This is a genomic window from Rickettsia endosymbiont of Nabis limbatus (assembly GCF_965196655.1).
In the GTDB taxonomy this organism is placed as follows: Bacteria; Pseudomonadota; Alphaproteobacteria; order Rickettsiales; family Rickettsiaceae; genus Rickettsia.
In genome coordinates this window covers 1,427,472-1,450,775 of record NZ_OZ239771.1, presented here as the reverse complement: position 1 = coordinate 1,450,775, position 23,304 = coordinate 1,427,472, and the positions used below count along the sequence as shown (strand labels likewise).

Genomic DNA, 23,304 nt, shown 5'->3' with positions numbered 1-23,304 from the left:
TATTGCTCTTAAAGTTTTTTCAATAACCTATAAACTTTTTTCTTATACTATAAATACCATATTTTAATTAGCAATTTGTATTTTGTACTCACTTTATAACAAAAACAGTATTATCAATATCCCCGTAACCCACTGTTTATCAGCTATACAGCGACTTTTTGAATACGAAACTCGCGTTGATTACGTAATTTCCGCTCATCACCATGTTTACATACTGTGCTCATAAAATATCCTTTACTCCAAAACTCACTTCCCCATAATTTTTCTTTAAGATTTGGATATTTCTTAAACATTTCCTTAGATGTAATACTTTTTATGATTTGAGTTATTTTTGTTGGGCTATACATTGGTATTGACTGTAGTAAAAAATGTACATGATCTTTATCTACTCCTATTTCCAAAAATCTAATCAGGAGTTTCGCACTTAGAGCCTGTCTTGAAAGTGTATTGAGAACAAAAACAATACACTAATTCATAGCAAGCAGTTTACAATTTGTATAAAAAAGCAGTAATTTTGCTAAAAATTGTAAATTTTTTGATACATCAAACAGTGCTAAAGTAATATGTTGCAGTACTATTTAATGAGCATATTCGTCTTTCAAGATAGGCTCTTAGCAAAGAATATGGTAATCTAGAGAAAAATAGTTTTAGATAAAAATGACAAGATCAAAATGTAGCAAAGATTTATATCAATCGTTTTTACAAGCAAGTAGTGTAAGATATACTGGCAAAGCATTATCTGAAGTAAGCCCAGTAGATCTATCGCACGATAGTGCAAGTCGATGGTTAAAGAGTAAAGATTTTCGCCCTAGCGAAATCTATAGCAAAGTGTCAAAATATCTTGATCTAGAGGAGCCTTGTTTATTAGTAGGAGATGACACCTTATTGTCAAAGCAATACAGTAAGAGGATCGAGCTTGTAAAGTATCAATATTCTGGGGCTGTACATGATGTTATACCTGGTATAGGAATGGTAAACTTACTGCATTACAATACTCAAATTGATCAATCTACTCCTGTAGATTATAGAATATATGATAAAGAAACTGATGGCAAAACAAAGAACGAGCATTTTTGTGATATGCTTACTTTAGCTAAAGAAAGAGGTATCAATCCTGATGCCATAGTCATGGATGCTTGGTATAGTGGTTTGGATAATTTAAAACATATACGTAATTTAGGTTGGATATGGGTTACTAACCTAAGAAGAAATAGAAAAGTTAATCGTAATGTTAGCTTGGACACTTTGGAGATTCCCGATGAAGGGCTAAAAATTCATCTACGTGGATACGGTTGGGTAACGGTATTTAAGTTTGTGGCAAAAAATGGTCGCATTGATTACATAACAACTAATTTAGAAAACCCTACACGTGAGCAAATAGAGAAAATTGTTAAGGCACGTTGGTCTATAGAAGTTTATCATCGAGAATTAAAACAAACTTGTGGTATTGAAAGCTGTCAGGCACGCACGGGTCGAGCTCAAAGAAATCATATTTGCCTTGCTGTATTGGCATGGCTTGATATGAACAAAAGGAGGATAAATGAAAAAATTACTTTATATCAACAAACTTGGGAAGTTATAAAAACATCAATTCAGAATAACATTAGATGGCTTCTAACTGATATGCAATTTTCCTAAGTGCGAAACTCCTGCTAATTTCATAACGAGCTTCTATGTCCTCACAAATTTTACATAAATAATCGTCTAGTTCCTCATTGAATATTACTCTTCTATACTTTGCCGGTGTTACTAAATGATATATTAGTACTGTGACATTATGACTTTTATGTATATAACTGCTTTCTTCCATGCATCTAGTATATCACGAAGCAGAGCTTCGGGGAATTAAACCCTAAGAGATTAATTTGTTGTGTTTGCGGCTTGCTTCTTTTGCTCAAGTAAACTTTTTACTCTTCTATTTAATTCTTCTCTTCTTTTTTTGTAACAAATCTTGTTTTTGGTCAAATAATTATTAAATGGAGATAAGAAATGAACTTAAATCAAAAAATAATAAAGCCAAAATTAGGATTACTAGAACTCGCTAAGAGTCTTGGTAGCATATCATCAGCATGTAAAGCGATGTGATATAGTAGAGATAGTTATTACAGATTTAAAGAACTGTATGAAACTGGTGGTGAAGAAGCGTTGTATGAGATTAGTGTCATTGTCAAATAAAAAGGGACCAGTAAATTGCACGAAAAAGGGACCACTATATGTAAAAATTTTTATGTCAAATGACCTCCAAATTTATAGTTATTAATACGATAACTTTTACCTGTGATGTTTAGTATATGTGCATGATGTACTACTCGATCAATAATTGCATGAGTTAATAACTCATCAGCAAATATTTCATTCCATCTTTCAAAATCCTTGTTTGTGGTAATAATGGTAGATTTATTTTCATATCGTTTAGCAATAATATTAAAAAAATCATCTACTGAATGTTTTGGTAATTGCTTAAAACCTAACTCATCAAGAATTAATAAGTCAAATGATAAGAGTAATTTAACTTTTTTGTGATAGCTATTATCTGCTCTTGCAATATGTAAATTATAAAGCATATCCGATACCGTAGTAAAATATACAGAGTATTCTCGTGTTAAAGCTTTTAATGCTAATCCAATAGCAAGATGAGTTTTGCCAGTTCCAGAATTACCTATGAATATGACATTGCCCTTAGTATTAATATAATCACAAGTAGATAAATCACTTATTACTTTGGCATCAATACTTGGTTGGAACTGAAAATCAAAGTCTTCTAAATTTTTAGTGACTGGTAATTTAGCAGCACTTTTACGACGACGGTAATTATTATCCTTACGGTGAGATTTTTCATCTTCACATAATAGTGAGAGAAATTCTTTAAATCCTAGTTTATTATTTTGAGCATAAATAATCCTTTCATTTAAGCTATTGACTATACCTGATAATCTAAAACTACGTAGGTCATTAAGCAAGTTCTGCATTCTGACCTCCAAACTCTGGCAATGGTAAGTTTACTGCATTACTATTTAAGATATTTTTAATTTTAGAGTAAGAACTTATACCGTAATGTAATGCTCTATGACAAGCTTTATCTATTAACTCATCATTGTAAACCTTACGTAAAGAAATAATACCTCTAGCACAACGTTGCCAATCATTTACTCGTGTTTGTTGTAATAACTCTAATAATAAACTGCAATTATTTCCTATCTGCTGCATTTGTTGTTGATAATGTTCACTATATTCTATAAAACCTGGGCATAGACGTTTATATTTGGCATAATGAGACGGATTAGTGGTAAATATTCCTTTGCCATCTGTTCTAACGTGCCTTGCTATTAAATCATTTTGGATAGAAAATATTTGAACAAGTTTTGGTGATAATTGTACCAGTACCTCACTGTATATATATTTTGCCGGTACGGAATAATAATTATTATCTATGGTGATATGACAATCTTTTGCTACTTTTCGATTATGCCACGATGACAAATCAAACGTTTCTAATGGTAAAGGCATTAAATTATTACTTTCTTCTTGCTCAAATAGTTCCTGAGGAATTTTTTTAGTAGTACCATGTATTCGGTTATTTGCTTTATTTAACCAGTTAGCAAGATCATGTGTTAATTCTTCATATCTATGAAATTTACGTCCAGCAAAAAAATTATTTTTGACATACTTTATTCCTGATTCTACTTTGCCTTTTTCTTGAGGTTGATATACACGACAAGGAGAAAGTAAAATTCCATAATGATCAGCTAAACGTTTGTATTCCTTCTGATATACGGGCTCATAGAAATTGCTATCTACCACTCCAGCTTTAAGATTATCAAGTTTTATTACTTTTGGACTGCCAGCAAAATAATTAAATGCATTGATATGACATTGTATCCATGTTTGACAACTTTGATCAAACACTACTTCATAATAATCAAGGCGACTATAACTTAAACGCATATTAAATACATATGCTTTAACTCTACGCCCCTTAGAATTATACTGTAAGCCTATGTCACCAAAATCTACTTGTGCTTCCTCTCCTGCTAAAGTATGAAAACGAATGCAACTGTTATTTTGTATCTTATATTTTTTGATATAACGGGTTAGCGAACCATAACTTTTTGTATAACCTTGAATTTTTAACTCTTCAAAAATTCTTATGTAACTTAGATTCTTTTCTAATAACTCAATTATTTGTTCGTGCCAAGAATCCAGTGCTGAAGATCGTTCATAGGGTGCAGGAGATTCTGTACCAGACTCTACATAACGGTTTACTATTTTTCTTACTGTTTTACGGTCTATTCTCGTTAGTTTGGCAATATTTCTTTGACTATTGCCTTGCTTATAAAGGGTGATAATTGTTGTGTACATATTTATTCTTATCATTGTATCACTAGATATTTATTTTAATTAATTATCTAGTGAATATTGCACATTATAACCTTATTAGGTTACACCAAATTCTCTGGTCCCTTTTTCGTGCAATTTACTGGTCCCTTTTACTTTAGCAATGACAATTAGCCGGAAGAAGCCAATAATAGCGAATAGAGTTGATCCAGCGATAGAGAAGGCAGTAATGGATATGGCAATAGAATATCCAGCATATGGACAGATTCGAGTATCAAATGAGCTTAAGAAGAGCGGTATACTTGTATCACCTGGAGGAGTGAGATCAATTTGGTTACGTAATGATTTAAACAATATCAATAAAAGGCTTAAAGCATTAGAAGCAAGGATGGCTCAGGATGGTATTGTACTTACTGAATCTCAGTTACAAGTACTAGAGAAACGACGTAGCGAAAAAGAAGCCCATGGCGAGATTGAGACACAGCATTCAGGTTATCTAGGATGCCAAGATACATATTATGTAGGAAATTTTAAGGGTATAGGTAAGGTTTATTCTCAGGTATTTATTGATAGCTATAGCAGAGTAGCTGATGCTAAACTATATACTGATAAAACAGCTTTAACTGCTGCTGATATGCTTAATGACCGCGTGTTACCATGGTATGAAACTCAAGGCATACCAATACTTCGTATTCTGACAGATTGTGGGTCAGAATATAAGGGAAATATAGAGCATCATGCTTTTGAATTATTTCTAAGTATCGAAGGTATAGAACATACTATTACTAAAGCATATTCTCCTCAAACAAATGGTATGTGTGAACGTTTTAATAAAACTATGAAACAAGAATTCTTTGATACAGCTATGCGGAAAAAGATCTACACTGATCTTGATGATTTACAATTAGATCTTGATATTTGGTTAGAGCATTTCAATAATGAGCGACCACATTCAGGAAAATATTGTTATGGTAAAACGCCTATGCAAACTTTTAAGGATAGTAAGAAATTAGCTATTGAAAAGAACAATGAAATCTTATATCTTGAATACTCATCTGACAGTCATAATTTATCAGATATTCAGATATAATTTTTATAGTGCCTGTAAGATCAAATCTTGACTTCTACACATATTCATAGGTAATTCTGGAACTGGCAAAACTCATCTTGCTATTGGATTAGCATTAAAAGCTTTAACACGAGAATACTCTGTATATTTTACTACGGTATCGGATATGCTTTATAATTTACATATTGCAAGAGCAGATAATAGCTATCACAAAAAAGTTAAATTACTCTTATCATTTGACTTATTAATTCTTGATGAGTTAGGTTTTAAGCAATTACCAAAACATTCAGTAGATGATTTTTTTAATATTATTGCTAAACGATATGAAAATAAATCTACCATTATTACCACAAACAAGGATTTTGAAAGATGGAATGAAATATTTGCTGATGAGTTATTAACTCATGCAATTATTGATCGAGTAGTACATCATGCACATATACTAAACATCACAGGTAAAAGTTATCGTATTAATAACTATAAATTTGGAGGTCATTTGACATAAAAATTTTTACATATAGTGGTCCCTTTTTCGTGCAATTTACTGGTCCCTTTTTATTTGACAATGACAATTAATCCAAAATCAAAACAGCTTATATAAAAAACTATGGGATTCCCAAGAAATTTAAAGGCGTAATCTACTAAAAAAACTATTTCATATTTTAAAAAATGGATATAGAAGGAAAAAATCAATAAACCACAAAATTATAGTAAAGAGTTTAAGTTTAAGGTAGTACTAAATAATAATAGTACCAATACTTTCAAATCTAATAATGAAAGTTAGTAATAATACCTTTTTTGTACACAGTCAGGACTTCCGCAAAAATGCAGATATAGCTGAAAAAGGTATAATAATTACAATCATTGTAAAAGATTCAAACAACAATAATTTTAGTATAGTTGCGTCTCTTAATCCTTAAGGTGATCAAAAATGTTTTTGCCGATTTTAGTCCACTGATCTTGGATATTAGGATTTTGTATTAATTTTTCTTTTAAAGAAACAAAAGCTCCTAGTAAACTGTTAGTGGGTAAATCATCAAGTTTAGCTTTAACAACTAAGCCGCCGATTTCAATTAAATGACGGGTGCGAGCTTTCCTTGCTTGAATTTTAAGTCTTGCTTCTTCAGTAATAATTTTAGCTTTTTTTTGTTCTAATTTTAATCTACGTTTTATGACATTCTCCATAGAGATAGTTTTATTTTTGATTGTTATAATCATCATGAATCATCAATAAATTATGGAAGTCAACTCCATAATTATCAGTGTTAAGGAATTCTACAAATTTTTTTCTCAAACAGGTTAGTACTGTATACAACTTCAAACTTGCAGAGTCTAGCATAGCAAGAAAATAACCAGCCATGCAAAATCAAGATAATCCCCATACCTCTAACTGAACCAGCAAACTAAGATCAACAGAAATAAGCAAAGATGGTTGCTATTAATCAAACTACGTTGACAATTAGCAGATAGAGAGGTTGGTCTTTGTTTGATAAAACAAAGCACCACGCAATATATAAACCTAAAGGTTTATTTTTTATTATTTGCTAATTTATTGCTGATTCAATAGATGATGAAAAACGTTCATGCTAATGTAATGCAGGATTGTAATAATCATAAGAAAAAGAATCATGGCAATACAGTTTGCAAGAATAGAGATAGTAGGTAGAAGTTCAGGAGGAAATAGCTGCTGTAAAGCTGCCTATAATGCTAGGCTGATTATTAAAGATGAGAGAACTAACATTACTTATAATTTTAGCAAAAAAGGCGATAATGTTTATCATGCAGTATTATTACCTAGCCACGTAGATCAGAAATTCAAAAATCCAAGTATCTTGATGAACGAAGTGGAAAGGAGTGAGAAAAGAAAAAATAGTCAATTATTAAAAGATATAGTTATAGCACTGCCTGATGATAAAGAATTGGATTTAGATGATAGAATAGCAATTACTCATGAAATCATTGAAGAGATGGGGTGGGTAAGAAATGGCCTAGGAGTTCAGGTTGATATTCATAAGCCACAGACGTACGAAAAAAATTGGCATGCCCATGTGCTTGTGACTACCAGAAGATTTACAGAAGACGGAAAAACATTAGGAGCTAAGGCAGTAGATTTAAATCCTAAATTTGCCAAGGTGAGTGGCAAAGCGTTTATTATCCCCGAAGATAAAATTATTCATGAAAGAGCTAAAGAAGTAATCAATAAATATTTTGCTAAGTTAGGTTTAGAAATCAGAGTAGACCCGATAAGCTTTAGCCCTGAGCAGCATGTTGGTCCTACTAGAATGCGAAGTATTATCAATGAAATATCTGAGCAAAATAAAATATGCAGGCTAGCCCATCTTGAGATCATCAAAGGAGCAGATGGGGTACTTGATCGCATTATTCGTCATCAAGCTATTTTTACTAAATTGGATATAGAAAAAGCAGTAAAAGAGATTCCGGAAGAAGCAGAAAAGCAAAAACTAGTAAGGGAGGTATTAAATTCAGATAGGCTGGTAAAACTATATAATGAAGATGGCACTGATACTAAATACTATACTACTCAAAACATAAGGGATGAAGAATTAAGGATACTAAGAATAGCAGATAAGATCAATAGTCAGATTCATTTTAATAACGTTATTAAGCTTAAGAGTGATATCGATAATCTTGCAAGTGTTAATGAAGCACAAAGAGCAAGCCTGCATCATATATTAATTAATAGTCAAGGTATTAGAATCCTTCAAGGTAGGGCCGGTACCGGTAAGTCGCAAGTACTTGCTGAAGCTTATAAAATTGCCACTAATCATGGGCAAAATATTATAGGACTCGCTCCTACTCATAAAGCAGCATCGGAGCTTAAAAGTAAAGGTTACCAGCAATGTCATACAGTAAAAGGGTTTTTATTTAAATTGTATAATGGTAAAGCTAATCTACCAAGAAATAGCTTGTTAGTAGTAGATGAAGCAGGGATGGTAGGTAATAATGATTATTTAGAATTACTAAAAGTAGCAAGGAGTAATAATTGTAATCTGATACTTGCTGGAGATGAGAGACAACTAACTTCAGTTGAGCGAGGAGGAATGTTTGCAGTATTGGCTAGTAAATTTGGCTCATATGAATTAAGTAACATTAGAAGACAAAGTAAAGTATGGGCAAGAGAAATGGCTTCATGCTTTGCAAGATCAGATATTGCTGGTGGTCTGCGGTTATTAGAACAGTATAAATGTTTAAAGATTGATCATACGCTAGAAGAATCAATGGCAAGATTAATTAATGATTGGAATAACAGTAAATTTGCTCTAAATGAGCGTTTAATAATTACCATACGTAATGCTGAAGTCGATAGTATTAATCAAGGGATCAGGGAGTTACTAAAAGTTAAAGGCTTGCTTACTGGTAAAGAATATAGATGTTATCTATCACCTAAGCAGTATGAAGATTATATGGCAGGAGATCGTATTTTGTTTAAAAGTACAAATAAAGATTTACAAATAGAAAATGGTGAATTTGCAACAATTACTTCAGTAAGTAATGATAAGTTTGTTGCTAAAACAGATAGCGGAAAAGAAATAACCTTTAATCCTGAACATATAGAATTTAAACATGGTTATGCTTCTACAGTGTATAAAGCACAAGGAAGCTCAATTAAAGATGTCTATGTATTACATAATCTAGCAGGAAATAGCAGAAATTCTTATGTTGCAATGACCAGACATATAGAAGAGGTAAAACTCTACTATAATAAAGATAGCACAAGGGATATGGCAAGTTTAATATCGCAACTTAGTAAAATAGATAATAGGCTATCTAGCATTAATTTTAAAACTTTAGAAGAATTAGTAGCGATTCAAGATCAAGAAAATAAGAGTCCTAATATTATCAATAAAGTAGATGATTGGTTTAAAGGGGTAGTAGAAGATATTAAGGATAGATTACGTAGTAATGATAACTATTACCACTTAAAAGTGAGATCAAGATCACCTGCTAAAGTAGCAGAAATTTTAAGAAGTACCAGCACAAATTTTGCCGCAAGCCATAAAGCCCAAGAAGAGCAAAAAAGCTCTTCTTATAACCTTACGAATTGTAATAAACAAGATACAACAATAAGTGTTAAGTTACAAGAGGATATTATGGCAAAGAATAAAATAGATTATAATGCTATTAATAAACAAGAAGCACTGGAATTAAAACAAAAATTATCATTTAAAGCTGAAGAAATAGGACGAAGCTTACTTGGTAGTCCAAATAAGCATTTATCAAATAGCCAGTTACTTCGCTGGGAGAAAGATGGTAAAATAGCGATGAAGATAGGTGGCAGTAAAGCTGGTATCTGGCATGATTTTAGTACAGGAGAGGGAGGAGATTTATTTACCTTAGTACAAAGAGAAAAAAATTGTGATTTTGTCGAAGCTAAGAAATATTTACAAGATATGGTTGGTATGTCAACCAACGGAGGTAAATATCTAGCAGCAAATTTAGCAGCAGACAAAAATAAACAAATTAAAACTCAAACAGAGCAAGAGGCTGAAATAGTAAAAATTAAGAGGGCAGAAATATTATATGAAAAATCAGACTCTGTAAAATATTCTATGCCCAATAATGTAGCAAAAAGATATTTATCAGAACATCGTGGAATTAAAGAAGTATTAACAAGATACCAACTAAGTAACGATCTTAGAACTGATATGATGTGGGATAATAGCAGTAAGAAATATTATCCTGCATTAATTGCTTTTGCTAGAAATAAAGATGGTAATATTACCGGTGGACAATCAATTTATTTAAACAAAGACACAAATAATAAAGCTGATATTGAGGTTAATAAACGTTCATTTGGAAAAATTAAAGGTTCTTTTGTTGAGATTAATAAAAATAACGAACAGCAGAACGTACAAAGCAGGAATGTACAAAGCAGTAAAGATGGCAATAATTCAGCAAGTAATGTAACGGTTATAGCAGAAGGGGTAGAAACCGCTTTAAGTATTAGGGAAGCTGGTATTAAAGGCAAAATTCTTTGTAGTTTAGGTGTAAGTAACATCAGGAACTATGAGCCTATCAAAGGTGAGAGAATAATAATTGCTGCTGATAATGATGGCAAAGATGCAGTATCAGTTAATACTGTAATTAAAGCACAGGAAGAATTAATTAGGCAAGGAGCGACGGTAGCAATAATACGACCACCGGAAAAAGGCGATTTTAATGATATGTTAAAATCCCAAGGGGCAGAATCTATTAGAAATCTTCTAGAGCCTGAAATAGCAAAATTAACAGTAGCTAGTAAGGCAACAGAACTTAAATCATCCTTAAAAGCAAATGATAATAGCAAATCACAAATTAAGTCTATAGAATTACTATTTTCAAAATTTGCAAATAATGATAATAACGGACTAAATAATTTGCAGCAACAGCAAATAACAGCTCTAGCAAAGTTTGGCACAGCAGAAAATATCGATACTGCTATGCAACTCTACAGAGAAAAAGGTATAGATTCTTGTACTGCTTATAGTAATAAGATTTGCATAGCAGCAATAGAGAAGAAGATACAAGAAGATTTACAAATTATGAAAAATAAATTTGATCCTAATTATAATCTTGGTGATAAAAAATTTTCTGATATAGTAATATATGATTTTCAAGGCAAAAGTCATCTCGTTGCTGAAGATTATTTAAATGCTATAGGAAGGGATAAACAAGTAATGCAATATATAAGTCCAAGTTCAGAAATAGGTAAAGAAATAAGAAGTGTGATAAAGCAAGTGTCTGAGCATAAGCTTAGTCAAGGAATAAGAGTTTAGAGTGTAGTGTAATAATATTTTACCAATTCAAAAAATATAAATATATGAGTGAACAAGGAAACCTGCTGGGTGATCCAGATAAGGATAAGAAGAAAGCTAAGCATGATAAGATATTTCGTAAGGCACTAGAGAATCCTCTAGTTGCTAATGAGTTCTTTAATGCACATTTGCCCCCAAATATTAAAAGTTTAATAGATTTTCCTAGTTTAGCAATGGAAAACACCACATTTGTAGAAAGCTCTTTAAAAGATTCTATCTCTGATGTTTTATTTTCATGCAAATTTGATAAACAAGACGGATATTTATTTTTGCTTGTCGAACATCAATCAACAGCAGATCATTTTATGGCTTTTAGGCTATTTAAATATATGATTAATATTTGTGAGCGATATTTAATACAAAATCCTAAATCTAAGACTTTACCGTTGGTATACCCGATGATATTTTATAATGGTCAGGAAAAATATAATGTTTCAAGGAATTTATGGGATTTGTTCGCTAATAACAAATTAGCAAAAGAATTATGGATTAATGATTACCAGTTAGTGAATGTCCATGAAATACCAGATGAAGAGTTTAAACAAAGGATATGGTCAGGGATATTAGAATTTTTTCTCAAGCATATACATGAGAGGGAATTATTAAAGAGATGGCAAGAAATATCAGATATATTACCGGAATTAACCAAAATAACGATAGGCTATGATTATCTAGAAATGATATTATATTATACATTGACGAAGATAGAGCAAGCTGATAAAATAAAATTAGAGAATTTATTATCAACAAAGTTAAATCCAGAAATAGGGACAAGGCTTATGAGAAGTTTAGCAGAGCATTGGCAACAAGAAGGGAAAGAAATAGGTATTCTTGAAGGCTTACAAGTTGGTAAAGCTCAAGGTATCCAAATTGGAAAAGCTGAAGGAAAAGCTGAAGGAAAAGCTGAAGGAAAAGCTGAAGGAAAAGCTGAAGGGGAATATAATAAAGCAGTAGAGATAGCAAAGAAAATGTTAGCTCAAGGTTGTAATGTTTCTTTAATTTCTAGTGTAACCGGTCTTGATGAAGCTTTTATTAGTTCTTTAGAGTAAACCTATTTCTTGTAAAATTTACTCTGCTGTTTAAAAAATCATTTATAAAAAATTCTGAAATAACAAAAAAGTTTTTTATACACGGCTTACCTCGTCCGTCCGCCAAAACTCTACAAGCCTTATAGGCAATAGTGTTTTATGTCAAAAAGAATAAAAGAATCCATAAGAAAATGTTAAGATATGGTAATAAACCTTATGGATTTTAGTAAATATGCCAATAGAAAATGTCATCAAATCACAAAAACAAGGAAAACTTTTTGGTTATAAATTAAAAGAAGAATTAAACCCTAATAATAAGCTATATAAATTAAGAGAATTAATAAATTGGTCTCTCCTAGAAGACTGGTTATCAAAAAATGTTCCTATTAATAGATTTGGTAGAAATAGAAAATGTTATAGAGTGATGCTTGGTGTTACTATGCTACAAGCAATGTATAATTTTTCAGATTTATTAGCAGAGGAAGAACTAAAAGAGAACATGTATTGGCAATATTTCTGTGGGTGGGAATATATAGAAACAGATATAGCTATATCGGAAACTAGTATAAGAAGATTTCGTAGTTTATTAGGTGAAGCTGGATATAACGAAATATTAGCGGAGTTGATAAGGATTGGTATAAAGACTAACACAGTAAAAAAAAAGATTTGGAATTGATAATCGCTGATACAACGGTATAAATTAAGAATATCAAGCACCCCCACGATGTTTATTTAATGGATAAAGCTAGGCTGAGCATTGTGAAGATTTGCCACAGTTTGGGTATAAGTTTAAACGAAACATACGCTAGAACTTATAAGCGAGATATAAAAAAGCTATGGAAGTATACAGAACATAGCAAAGCCAAGAAGCGTTGGAAAATAATGAAGCATTTAAAAACGTTACTTGGTCGTTTGATTAGAGTATGTGAACGTGAGATAAAAAGTAAGAAATTAAACTTATCTATCATAGATCAAGAAGTATTGAAAAAAGTGAAACAAATATATAGCCAATCTGTTTTAAAAAGAGAAGAGAAAAAGAAATACAAAGAACAGAATAAAATATTGTATAGTTTTCATGCTCCTGAGGTAGAGTGTATAGGGAAGGGAAAACGAAACAAGCCATATGAGTTTGGCAATAAAGTTGCGGTAGTAGTAAGTGGTCGTAGAAATTTTGTACTGTCAGCAAAATCGTTTCATAATAATCCTTATGATGGTCATACATTGCAGCAGAGCTTTGAAGCGGTAGAAAGTGTAACTGGAATAAAGATAAAGAAATCATTTGTTGATCTTGGTTATACTGGCAGCAATGTTAAAGAGAAGAGTAAGGTATATACCCCAAAAACTCAGAAGAAGTTATTGAAAGAAGACAAGTTTATGATCAGGAGACGCAGTGCCATAGAACCAATAATAGGGCACTTGAAACAATATGGCAGGATGGGCAGGAACTTTTTGAAGGGTGTGATAGGAGATGTGATCAATCCAATAATCTCTGCTATAGGTTTGAATTTACGACGTATTGCCAATCACTTACACATAGTTACTAACTCCACATAAATCAAAAAAAAATCATCATTTAAAAATTAGATGAACGATTAAAAAAATCGTTAACAAAAGGTTCATATAAAAATTTGACTAACACAGAAATTTATCAGTAAAATTTAATAAAAATTAAAACAATTTTTAATTTTGGCAAAAATATTAGATTTTTTTTATAAAAATTTTACTCAATCACAGATGATGGAAATTTTAAGTATTTTTGGCGGACGGACTACCTCTAAAACTCGTAATACTAAATTAGCGATTTAAAGGGGCATTATGATAGAATATTTCTTTATAAGGTAAAAGTCTCCTATCAAACAATTAAAATCTTTTAAAAATACCATTAAAATGGCTTTTATGTTTTTAGATTTAAATCAACTCTGTAAATTCATTTGTAATTTAGTAATAGGGAAATTACCCGCAAGTTTTACATAGCAGGTAAGATCTTCTAGATTCATGATTTCAGAAGGCATTACTAATAATTTCCTTTTCTCTAAGCTGTGCATATTAACTCCATCACGCATAGAGTTAGCACCATAAGAGAGATTCTCTTGAGTCTCGATTATTTCTTGCTCACCAAGCATTAAAGCTGATTTATGTGCTGTTTGCCAGTCACTTACTCGAAAGATAAATTTACTGCCAAATAAATCAAGCATTGAAGCTGCTCCTGCATGACCATATATTTCCTCTAATTGATGGATATTCTGCATGCCTGCAACAACGCAGCCACCATATTTCCGGCTTTCAGCTAAAGCTATAGGAAGTGAAGATATCTTTTGCAGTGCTGGTAGCTCATCAATCACAAACCACATATTACTATGAGTATTATTGATGTTCCTATTCATTAATGCTTTTATCGCTATGCTAATCCATGCAGCAATAAGTGGTCGAAGCATTACTCTTTGATTAGGAGTACTAGTTATAAATAACCAACCTTTGTCCGCAGTAAACCACTTTTTAATACTAAAACTACCATCAGGTTTTAAATGTTGCAACACTTCAATATTTTTACTAATAGTTGCTTGAATACCTGAGGAAGTCTCAGGTGCACTACTGCTAATTATACCGGCTACTGCACTATTTTTAAAGATCCTAACAAATTCCTTATTATTTGCATAAAGAATAGTATTTATTAGCTTTTTGATATCTTTACTATCCTGATATAATCTTAATCCTTCAGCGAGTACTAACTCAGCACTTTTAGCAAAAAAATCATCTAATTTTGGATTATAATTACTAAAGTTACTTGCCATATCATTATAATCCCAAATTTCATGACAATCATTCCACGGTAGCCATGCTGAACTATTCTCTTGCAAAGGATTAAGTATCTTATCACATTTGGGATCAAAAAATCGATCAGTAAAGCTACCTGTTAAATCAACAATGATGGCTCTACCACCCTCTTTTCTAATCTGAGGCAATAGCTCATTTAACATATTGGTTTTACCGCTACCTGTAGTACCGGTAATAAGAATATGTCTTCTCTCGCTATCTTTAACCAATGGCAGTCCAGAAAAGCAAATATTAGCAGCCTGTTTGTTTTTATACAGCATTGCAGCTAAAGTTTTAGCTTCGACAAAATCTGCTCCCCTAATCTTATCTTGGATAACAGCTTTTTTACCTCGATACATAAAAAAGACGATAGCAGTAAACATGCCTACAGTAAAAGTAATAATACCTTCTTGCCAAGCTGAATGCAATAAAAATTGCTCAAATTGATTGATATTATGCGAATGCGGTGTAATATGCCAGAATTTATGAACAAATTCTTCAGCATTACGGTAAACCCAAGCTTTTTGCTCTAAATAATAGAATTGAATACCTATTTGATCTATAGGATAAAAATACTCTCCTATAGCAAGTTTTAACCATACATATCTCTCTATAATAAAATAATATAAGCTTACTAAGGATAATTTTTGATATATACGCCACATTAGCCAAACTACAGCTGATACCAACCCAGCTATTAAAGCATTAATACTGCCTTGCCCAAGCATTCTCATCTGATGAGCAAAAATCTGTGAACCACGAGTAAAATTATTTTGATTTTGTTGCATCCAATTACAAATTATCTTGCATTATCTTTAATTTTTCTTCAAACTCATCAGCCATAAGATCATTACCTAATTTTCTTAAAACTTTAATTATTGCTGTATATTCTTCTATAAGATTAGGTTTATATTTAATAGCTAAATTAAGATTTTCTTTAGCTTCTTTTTCTTTTCCCATACTAATTAAAGTAATCACTTTTTCTAAGTAACTTTCAGCATAATCAGATTTATACTTAATAGCTAAGTCGTAGCTCTTAATTGCATCTTGATATTTACCTAATTTTCTAAGAGCTATACCTTTTTCCAAATACGTTGCAATATAATTAGGATCATATTTTATTGCTAAATCACAGTTTGTTATTGCTTCCTGATATTTTTTTAATATGTTAAAACAGATTGCCTTATTATAGTATGCTGTTACATGACTGTGTAGGTATTTAATGGCTAAATCATAATTTTTTATTGCTTTTTGAAATTCTCCTAAATGCATCAAAGATATTCCTTTATTATTATAAGCTTGAGTGTAGTTAGGTTTATATTTAATGGCCAAATTATAATTCTTTATCGCTTCTTGATGTTGCCATAAAGACATTAAAGATATTCCCTTATTATAATATGCTTCTGGGTATTTTGGGTCAAATTTAAGAGCAAGATTAAAATTTTCTATGGCTTCTTGATATTTTCTTAAGTCATTTAAGGCATCTCCTTTATTGTTATATGCTGCTGCAAAACTTAGTTTGTACTTTATAGCTATATTATATAATCTAATTGCTTCTTGGTATTTACCTAATTTTTTATATGATACTCCTTTGTTATTATATGCTTCTGCAAAATCAATATCATATTTTATAGCTAAATCATAATTTGTAATGGCTTCTTGATGATGTTCTAACTCATTGAAAGCCATACCTTTATTATTATAGCACTTAGCACAATCAGTTTTATATTTAATCGCTAAGTCATAGTTTTTAATAGCTTTCTCATATTTCCCTAATTTATAAAGAGATCTTCCAATATTAAAATACTCTTCTGCTAAAATATTTGGATCTTGAATCTTGCTTTGTGGATCTATTGGTTGTAGTTTTTCATTAACATAGTTATTTGAGCCTTCTACTAAAACAATGTTAAAAAGTATTAATGGCAAGATAGATGAAATCGCTAATTTTTTTATATTTTGCATAAATTTCTTCTTAATTATTTTCATTTTTATAGCCTGGTAATTTAATATTTCTTTTCTTAATTGCCTCATCACTTATACCAATATTATCTGCTACTTGCTGACCAGTTCTGACAATCATTGATTCAGGAGTTTTATCAAATTCATCTTGAATCTGTTCCCTCTTATCTTCTACTTTAGCAGATAACTGATCAAGAAGCTTTACTTTTTCTGCTTCATTATTATCTGCACTTTGAATAAGCATTTGTTCTACATTTTTATCATAAATATCATTTTTTCTATCATCAATACTACTAATAGCAGCTTGATCATTTAATCGTTGTTTATTTTCATCAAAACTTGATCGCAAGCTTTCTTTAGATGGAATATTGATGCTACTTTCAGAACTTAAATTTTGCGGTATAGTATTATTAATTTTGGCTATATCTAAAGCTATTTGTTCAGCTTCTTGTTGGTGAGTACTTGCCCACATAGCAGCCTGTTCTTTACTACTTACCCCAGGAATATTTTTGGCAATGATGCTATTTAATACCGGTTCATTTAAATTACGATCAATAGAAGCAGAATTTTGTGATATATAATTCATATTATAGCTTAATTGCTCTATATTTTGCTTAGTTCTTGCTATTTCTTGTCCTACAGATTGTTGCTCAGAAAAATTATTATTTAGATTATTACTAAGTGAATGCAGATCACTATTTGTGTGACCTAATCTGCCATCTTTAGTAGCACTCTTAATCTTAGATAATGCTTCATTATATGATTGTTGCTGATTAATTGATTTTTCTTGAGTTTGATCTTGTGTATTATTTGATCCAACATTTACTCCTCCTATACTAGGTACATTTAAACCTATATTTGTATTAGTACCAGTGCCTTTTCTATTACTACTACCTGTATGATCAGTAGCAGATGTGCTATCTGAATTCATCTGTTGCAAGGCTAGATACTGGCTATCAGTAATACCTATAGATTTTGCTTCTTCATAGCTTAATCTTTTTCCTATTTCAGTTGCTATGGAATTTCCTGTAGTAGTTAAATCACTATATCTATCATTTAATGAGTCAAGATAACTTTGTGAACTCATAAACTGAGATTGATAACTATCCTGTAATAATTTAGAAGAGCGGTAGTTGTTAACAAGTGAGTCTACTGCTTGAGTCAGCACTTGTCTGCCGTTATCGGTGCTAGTCACTCTCATTCCACCATCATCAATAATTCCTCCTGCCAATTGCAGCGTTGGGGTAAGATTCTGCTGGGCAATTGTTCTATTACCGATGCTATAATTATCCATAGAGAGGTTATTATCAGCAATATTAGTACCAATATTACTTGCAACCGGTACCGGAGAAAATTGATTAGCCAAAGTGGTAGTTGCATGAGCACAAGCCTTTAATACTGCCCAGGATAACATCGGAACTGAGGCAGCTAACATCTGAAACGTTGCAAACTCATGCAACAGAATTTCTGAAAAACTCCCCTGTGATATGATATTTAAACCAGTAAAGTGACTCGTGCCAGATTTACCAGATAGGCTAATCATCCCTAAACAATGAATTACTGTAAAAAATACTGGCCAGCTAGTTACCCAAATAATCAAGGTTATCCAGGTCTTAAAGATAGTATAACCGCCTGGCAGCAGCGACATTGGAAATACTACGAAAATGAGACAAATCACCAAGGCAAAAAATACTGATTGTAAGATAGGCATTATATTTGCTGCCATTTCTCCTGCAACCAGATAAGAAAATGATTGCTGAAATAATCCGCGGGTAGCATTCATACTAACTAACTGAGGATATATTCTAGAGAGTGAGAATTTTTCTCGCAAGTCATCATAAGCTTCACGATTAGCATTAAGTAACATTGCTTGCCTCATCCACTGATGAATATCTGTCTGTTCTTTTTTCAGATATTTTAGAGTGTCAGAGGTCATAGTTTTTAATCTACTCGCTAATATCTCTTGCCTATCAGAGGTAATCCCTATGCCATTTGCAAATTGAGTTAACAAGCCATCATTTAATTCTTTATTAATAGCTGCCTTAATTAAAGGAGTTACTTGTTTGCAGGTTTTAAAAAAAATAGCAGAGCTGCTTGGATCCTTATAATAAATACCAAAATTATTGGGCATATTTTGTTCGATAAACACAATGATATCACTAGCTCTTTGTGCTTCTGCTTTTTTACCTAAAATATTACCAATTATATAAGGTTTCATAAAGCATTGTCTTAAAAATTCTTTTGAGTTGGTCAAAGTTACTGGATCCTCTATTTGAATATCCTTGATTTTACCGATAGCTTTTGCTCCAAACATAATCCCATTCTTTCTGCTAGATAAACCTTCATCAGGTGGCAGTAAATGCTTTTCTAGCGTTTCTGATAAGGAATAACTTATTTTTGATGATATAGAAGCAAAAAAAGCAACACCTACTGGAATATTATCAATTTTCACAGGAGCCTGCATTGATATTTCATCCTTAAGCCACACATTTGCTTTTGGAGCAAATAAAAATACAAAAATAAAAAAAGATGGAAAAAACCACTCCATAGCAAAAATACCAATATTGCCTCTAAAAATAGCTCTTGTTGCTGCCCAAATTCCACCAATTGTCAATGCAAATTTACCTACCGGTGTAAAATACTCACTATTTGAGCTAAATACTCTTCCTATGCCATTAAAAACTTGCCATAATATACCTCCTCCACCAAATGTATGTATTACGTAATCTGCCATATTCTTTTTATATTTTTATCTGCTTTGCTTATTTTTGTGCTTGCTTATCTGCTTGCTAATTTAATTTATTATTAATTTTTAAGCCTTCTCTTTGGCGATTAAATGTTGCTCTATTAATCTTGCTCTTCTATCAATCTGATCGCTACTAGTTAACATATGACTCCATTTATCTCTGGCAAAAAATTGCACTCGATCTAAAGCTTTTAAGTAGGCAGTTAAATGATGATCTGCTACTTGCTTGGATTTTAGCATAGTTACTGCTTTTCTGACCTCAGAGACTACCTCCTTTAAATGCTGCAACAAGCTGTAACTAGCCACTAATTCTGAGGAGCTATCTAAAATAGTAACTCCTGATATTGCTTCTAAAGTAATATAATCATATATTGGAAATGCTTCCCCTATTGAAGATAGGAAAGTAATATCGGCATTACTAAACTCATTGTTGCTTGCCAGTTTACTCTTTAATTCATCTAGCTTGGTTTTAGCCTTGCCTTGATATGATTGATCTGGCGAAATAACAATATTGCGTCTTAGCGCTGGATTTAAACAATGAATATTATCACAAGTATAAATTGAGGCAGATTCGCCGCCTTTTAAATGAGCAATCCAGCTCTTTTCATCTTGAGCAAGTGACTCAAGGAAATAAACATTCAAAACTTACGCTATGAGTGGAAGAGTGATAAATTATTGTAAGAATAATTAAACATGTCAAAGAGGAACAGATTGCAAGCAATACCAATTAATAGAACAGATTACTGTCAATTTTTAACAATTAGCCAAAAGAATTATAGTTTAACCTACTACGCTGAACATGCCAAGAAATGTAGCCATGATGTTATTAATAGATTTTTAGAAAATGAAAAATATACTCCTTCTTTGTTATGGGAACACATTAAGAATGATGTTATCTTTTCATCTAACGGATATACAATATTTGATGATACGGTGTTAAACAAAAGGAACACAAAGAAAATAGAGGTTGCTAGATCGCAGTATAGTGGAGCTACAGGTGGAGTTACTACCGGTATAGGAGTAGTGAGTCTTGTATATTATAACCCCGATATTGATAAGTTTTGGGTAATAGATTATCGCATTTTTTCACCTGATCATGATGGAGCGACGAAACTAGATCACCTACTAAAGATGTTCAATAATGCTGTTTATAGTAAAAAGATTCCTTTTCAAACTGTACTTTTTGACACATGGTATGCTACACACAAAATTATGCAACATGTTGACTCCTTGGGCAAATATTATTATGCCCCTATTAAAGCCAATAGAAATGTTAGTAAAACGTGTGATTACGAGCCTTATAAAGCTGTTAGCAAGTTGACGTTTTCAGATGAAGAAATTAAGAATGGAATGGAGATTCATATAAAAGGATTTGCCAAAAATAAGCATGTTAATTTGTTTAAATTTACTGTTTCTACCAACAGAGTTGATTATGTTGTTACCAATAACAAAACTCAAAAATCTTCTAAAGCTGCACAAGATGAGTTTGGCTTGCGATGGGTAATTGAGAGCATGCATAGAAAAATTAAGCAACTGACTGGTATAGAACGTTGCCAATGCAGAAAACAGCGTATCCAACGTAATCACATTAGTTGTGCATTTCTAGTTTGGGCTTTTCTCAAAAGAACTGCAAATAAAATAGGTAAAACGGTCTACCAAATAAAGTTAGGGCTTTTAGATGACTATATGCAACAACAGCTTCGTTCTCCATCTTTACGATATTTAGAACCAAACATAGCGTAAGTTTTGTAAGTTTATTTTTACATAAATGCTAATTTATATAAAGGTTAAGTTATGTCGAAAGAGAAAATTAATGATGGTATTGAAACAAAAGTAAAAGATGAAATAGCTGAGGATTTTAGAGCTGATGAAAATAAAAGTGAGGCGGTTGTAGCTTCTGAATTAAGTCTTGAAGCAATAGCAGTTATTGAGAAAGAGCTTAACTCATTAAAAGAAAGTGAGCAGGGTGATGATAAACCTGAAGCTGAAAAGCTTACTGATGCTTCTATGGTGATTTCATCTGAAACTGGTGAGGAGGAAGTAAGTAATTCACAAGATTCTGATGAAGTTGATGCATTGGGTGACGTAGTACGCAGTACTGAAATTGCAGAATAATTGAAGTCTTATATGTGATTTGTCATTGCGAGGAAATTATGAAGTAATTGACAAAGCAAGGAAGTATAAAAAATGCTAACTTATAGCATTTTTTATTATTTTTTCTGGATTGCCACGCTCCTTTTATTCGCTAGCAATGACTAATTGGTATCCACGCAATAATACCATTACGGGGTGACAACAAAAAAATCGAGCCATGCAACAATGCCCTTTAATTCTTGCAATGACTATTTCGGTATAGTCAATCATGGGACTGTTGCGAGATGAGAGGGTAGCAGGTATAATAAAAAAATAAAAAATATGTTTATATGTCAGAGTATCAAATGCTAATGGTAAGTTTAGATGAGTTAGTAAATGCGGATCATCAATATCGTAAATTCAAAAGTTTATTCAAATTCAAAGCAGTTGAAGCTGAGTTATTAGCATTAGAATGCGAAGCTAATTATAAAGGATATGGTATAGAGAGGCTGTTTAAATGTTTGCTGCTACAATTTATGGAAGACTTATCTGATCGGGAATTAGAACGTTATTTAGCTGATAGCACAGCGGCGAAATGGTTTTGTAATTTTGCTCTTACAGAAAAGACACCTGATTATAGTGTATTTAGTAAAATACGTAAAAAAATAGGTACTAATTTACTATCAAAAATATTTACAAAATTCCGCGATCAACTACGAGTACAAGGCTATATGGGTGAAGTATTTACCTTTGTAGATGCTTCTCATTTAATCTCAAAAGCTAATCTCTGGGAGGAACGTGATAAACTAAGAGCACAAAAATATGATAAATTGAATAATGAGACTTTGCCTAAGGTTGCAAAGGATAAACAAGCCAAAATTGGCTGTAAGGGAGGGAATAAATTTTGGTATGGTTATAAAAAACATGTGAGTGTTGATATTCAATCAGGCATGATCAATAAGGTTGCAGTTACCCCTGCAAATGTTACCGATAGCAAAGGTTTTAAGCATGTTATGCCAAGTTCTGGTGCTACATATGTTGATAAAGGTTATTGTACAATCTCTACCAAGAATGCAGCAGCTAAAAAGGGAGTCCATCTTTGTGCAATAAAGAAAAATAATATGAAAGATAAGAATTTTGACCTTGATAAATATTATACGAAAATCAGAGCACCTTTCGAGATGGTATTTTCAAAAGATAATAAGCGGGTTAGATATATAGGAATTGCCAAAAATCAATTCTCCGAATTTATGAATGCCATATGTTTTAATTTAAAACGATTAGTGGTTTTAACAACTTTAATGGCTTAAAGAAATTTATTAATAAAAATTCTAACTCTGTAAACAAATCTCTATTAAATTACTACACTATTGAATAACATTTATCTCTATATTAAACAGAATTTCTTTTTTAAAATATTTATTACCTCCTTTCCTCTTATTTTACTATCAAAAATTATCTTTC

At 31.8% G+C, this 23,304-nt stretch carries 17 protein-coding genes and 4 pseudogenes; 11 read left to right on the top strand and 10 right to left on the bottom strand.

Annotated elements, in window-relative coordinates:
* Nucleotides 1-143: 143 nt before the first annotated feature.
* Nucleotides 144-401, bottom strand: coding sequence for an IS200/IS605 family transposase (gene tnpA, locus ACOAL3_RS08365; protein ID WP_419234817.1), 258 nt, complete (start codon nt 399-401; stop codon nt 144-146).
* A 256-nt stretch (nt 402-657) separates the two neighbouring features.
* Here tnpA and ACOAL3_RS08360 point away from each other — a divergent pair, with 256 nt between their 5' ends.
* Nucleotides 658-1,638: an IS701 family transposase gene (locus ACOAL3_RS08360; RefSeq protein ID WP_419234551.1), complete on the top strand. Its 981-nt coding sequence runs from the start codon at nt 658-660 to the stop codon at nt 1,636-1,638.
* 69 nt (nt 1,639-1,707) lie between these two features.
* On the opposite strand, the pseudogene ACOAL3_RS08355 reads toward ACOAL3_RS08360, so the two are convergent.
* Nucleotides 1,708-1,810, bottom strand: a pseudogene (locus ACOAL3_RS08355) (IS200/IS605 family transposase); the annotation flags it as partial.
* Nucleotides 1,811-1,989: 179 nt separating this feature from the next.
* Here ACOAL3_RS08355 and ACOAL3_RS08350 point away from each other — a divergent pair.
* Nucleotides 1,990-2,160, top strand: a pseudogene (locus tag ACOAL3_RS08350) (helix-turn-helix domain-containing protein); the annotation flags it as partial.
* A gap of 65 nt (nt 2,161-2,225) precedes the next feature.
* Here the strand turns inward: ACOAL3_RS08350 and istB are convergent.
* Nucleotides 2,226-2,969, bottom strand: coding sequence for an IS21-like element helper ATPase IstB (gene istB, locus ACOAL3_RS08345; RefSeq protein ID WP_419234522.1), 744 nt, complete (start codon nt 2,967-2,969; stop codon nt 2,226-2,228).
* Entirely contained in the window at nt 2,953-4,359 is a 1,407-nt protein-coding gene (gene istA, locus ACOAL3_RS08340) for an IS21 family transposase (RefSeq protein ID WP_419234561.1), read from the bottom strand. The genes istB and istA overlap by 17 nt, the downstream gene beginning before the upstream one ends.
* A 145-nt stretch (nt 4,360-4,504) precedes the next feature.
* Between istA and ACOAL3_RS08335 the strand changes: the two are divergent.
* Nucleotides 4,505-5,425 (top strand): annotated as a pseudogene (locus ACOAL3_RS08335) (IS481 family transposase); the annotation flags it as partial.
* A 40-nt stretch (nt 5,426-5,465) separates the two neighbouring features.
* Complete coding sequence (locus ACOAL3_RS08330; RefSeq protein WP_419235631.1) at nt 5,466-5,909, top strand: ATP-binding protein; 444 nt, start codon at nt 5,466-5,468, stop codon at nt 5,907-5,909.
* A 404-nt stretch (nt 5,910-6,313) separates the two neighbouring features.
* On the opposite strand, the gene ACOAL3_RS08325 is transcribed toward ACOAL3_RS08330, so the two are convergent.
* Both ACOAL3_RS08325 and ACOAL3_RS08320 read right to left on the bottom strand, forming a co-directional pair.
* Entirely contained in the window at nt 6,314-6,589 is a 276-nt protein-coding gene (locus ACOAL3_RS08325; protein WP_419235630.1) for a conjugal transfer protein TraD, read from the bottom strand.
* Nucleotides 6,590-6,599: 10 nt separating this feature from the next.
* Nucleotides 6,600-6,764, bottom strand: coding sequence for a hypothetical protein (locus ACOAL3_RS08320; RefSeq protein WP_419234816.1), 165 nt, complete (start codon nt 6,762-6,764; stop codon nt 6,600-6,602).
* Nucleotides 6,765-7,032: 268 nt separating this feature from the next.
* On the opposite strand from ACOAL3_RS08320, the gene ACOAL3_RS08315 reads away from it, so the two are divergent.
* The 4 genes from ACOAL3_RS08315 to ACOAL3_RS08300 all read left to right on the top strand — a co-directional run bounded on the left by ACOAL3_RS08315 (nt 7,033) and on the right by ACOAL3_RS08300 (nt 13,802).
* Nucleotides 7,033-11,181 carry an AAA family ATPase gene (locus tag ACOAL3_RS08315; protein WP_419234815.1) on the top strand — a complete coding sequence of 1,383 codons (4,149 nt, stop codon included), beginning with the start codon at nt 7,033-7,035 and terminating at the stop codon, nt 11,179-11,181.
* Nucleotides 11,182-11,225: 44 nt separating this feature from the next.
* Nucleotides 11,226-12,269 (top strand): Rpn family recombination-promoting nuclease/putative transposase, encoded by a 1,044-nt coding sequence (locus ACOAL3_RS08310; protein WP_419234814.1) that lies wholly within the window; start codon nt 11,226-11,228, stop codon nt 12,267-12,269.
* A 211-nt stretch (nt 12,270-12,480) separates the two neighbouring features.
* Nucleotides 12,481-12,924, top strand: a complete 444-nt coding sequence (locus ACOAL3_RS08305; protein WP_419234813.1) for a transposase — start codon at nt 12,481-12,483, stop codon at nt 12,922-12,924.
* 101 nt (nt 12,925-13,025) lie between these two features.
* Nucleotides 13,026-13,802: a transposase gene (locus ACOAL3_RS08300; protein WP_419234812.1), complete on the top strand. Its 777-nt coding sequence runs from the start codon at nt 13,026-13,028 to the stop codon at nt 13,800-13,802.
* A gap of 359 nt (nt 13,803-14,161) precedes the next feature.
* Here the strand turns inward: ACOAL3_RS08300 and ACOAL3_RS08295 are convergent, their stop codons facing one another.
* From ACOAL3_RS08295 to ACOAL3_RS08280, 4 genes and pseudogenes are all read right to left on the bottom strand, one after another.
* Nucleotides 14,162-15,850 carry a type IV secretion system DNA-binding domain-containing protein gene (locus ACOAL3_RS08295; protein WP_419234811.1) on the bottom strand — a complete coding sequence of 563 codons (1,689 nt, stop codon included), beginning with the start codon at nt 15,848-15,850 and terminating at the stop codon, nt 14,162-14,164.
* 4 nt (nt 15,851-15,854) lie between these two features.
* Nucleotides 15,855-17,024, bottom strand: a complete 1,170-nt coding sequence (locus tag ACOAL3_RS08290; RefSeq protein WP_419234810.1) for a tetratricopeptide repeat protein — start codon at nt 17,022-17,024, stop codon at nt 15,855-15,857.
* Between the two features lie 10 nt (nt 17,025-17,034).
* Nucleotides 17,035-19,755, bottom strand: a complete 2,721-nt coding sequence (locus ACOAL3_RS08285; RefSeq protein ID WP_419234809.1) for a conjugal transfer protein TraG N-terminal domain-containing protein — start codon at nt 19,753-19,755, stop codon at nt 17,035-17,037.
* 78 nt (nt 19,756-19,833) lie between these two features.
* Nucleotides 19,834-20,406, bottom strand: a pseudogene (locus tag ACOAL3_RS08280) (conjugal transfer protein TraH); the annotation flags it as partial.
* A 72-nt stretch (nt 20,407-20,478) separates the two neighbouring features.
* Here ACOAL3_RS08280 and ACOAL3_RS08275 point away from each other — a divergent pair.
* From ACOAL3_RS08275 to ACOAL3_RS08265, 3 genes are all read left to right on the top strand, one after another.
* The gene (locus ACOAL3_RS08275; protein ID WP_473198140.1) at nt 20,479-21,510 is read left to right on the top strand and encodes an IS701 family transposase; all 1,032 of its coding nucleotides are present in this window, start codon (nt 20,479-20,481) and stop codon (nt 21,508-21,510) included.
* Nucleotides 21,511-21,561: 51 nt separating this feature from the next.
* Nucleotides 21,562-21,882: a hypothetical protein gene (locus ACOAL3_RS08270; protein WP_419234808.1), complete on the top strand. Its 321-nt coding sequence runs from the start codon at nt 21,562-21,564 to the stop codon at nt 21,880-21,882.
* 308 nt (nt 21,883-22,190) lie between these two features.
* Entirely contained in the window at nt 22,191-23,150 is a 960-nt protein-coding gene (locus ACOAL3_RS08265) for a transposase (protein ID WP_419234543.1), read from the top strand.
* The last annotated feature ends 154 nt before the right edge of the window (nt 23,151-23,304 follow it).

Bases quoted from the DNA above. Each gene is read 5' to 3' on its own strand.
- ACOAL3_RS08270 (WP_419234808.1), top strand. From the start codon at position 21,562: ATGTCGAAAGAGAAAATTAATGATGGTATTGAAACAAAAGTAAAAGAT.
- ACOAL3_RS08265 (WP_419234543.1), top strand. From the start codon at position 22,191: ATGTCAGAGTATCAAATGCTAATGGTAAGTTTAGATGAGTTAGTAAAT.
- ACOAL3_RS08320 (WP_419234816.1), bottom strand. From the start codon at position 6,764: ATGGCTGGTTATTTTCTTGCTATGCTAGACTCTGCAAGTTTGAAGTTG.
- ACOAL3_RS08305 (WP_419234813.1), top strand. From the start codon at position 12,481: ATGCCAATAGAAAATGTCATCAAATCACAAAAACAAGGAAAACTTTTT.
- ACOAL3_RS08285 (WP_419234809.1), bottom strand. From the start codon at position 19,755: ATGGCAGATTACGTAATACATACATTTGGTGGAGGAGGTATATTATGG.
- istB (WP_419234522.1), bottom strand. From the start codon at position 2,969: ATGCAGAACTTGCTTAATGACCTACGTAGTTTTAGATTATCAGGTATA.
- ACOAL3_RS08295 (WP_419234811.1), bottom strand. From the start codon at position 15,850: ATGCAACAAAATCAAAATAATTTTACTCGTGGTTCACAGATTTTTGCT.
- ACOAL3_RS08315 (WP_419234815.1), top strand. From the start codon at position 7,033: ATGGCAATACAGTTTGCAAGAATAGAGATAGTAGGTAGAAGTTCAGGA.
- ACOAL3_RS08310 (WP_419234814.1), top strand. From the start codon at position 11,226: ATGAGTGAACAAGGAAACCTGCTGGGTGATCCAGATAAGGATAAGAAG.
- ACOAL3_RS08290 (WP_419234810.1), bottom strand. From the start codon at position 17,024: ATGCAAAATATAAAAAAATTAGCGATTTCATCTATCTTGCCATTAATA.
- ACOAL3_RS08360 (WP_419234551.1), top strand. From the start codon at position 658: ATGACAAGATCAAAATGTAGCAAAGATTTATATCAATCGTTTTTACAA.
- istA (WP_419234561.1), bottom strand. From the start codon at position 4,359: ATGTACACAACAATTATCACCCTTTATAAGCAAGGCAATAGTCAAAGA.
- ACOAL3_RS08325 (WP_419235630.1), bottom strand. From the start codon at position 6,589: ATGGAGAATGTCATAAAACGTAGATTAAAATTAGAACAAAAAAAAGCT.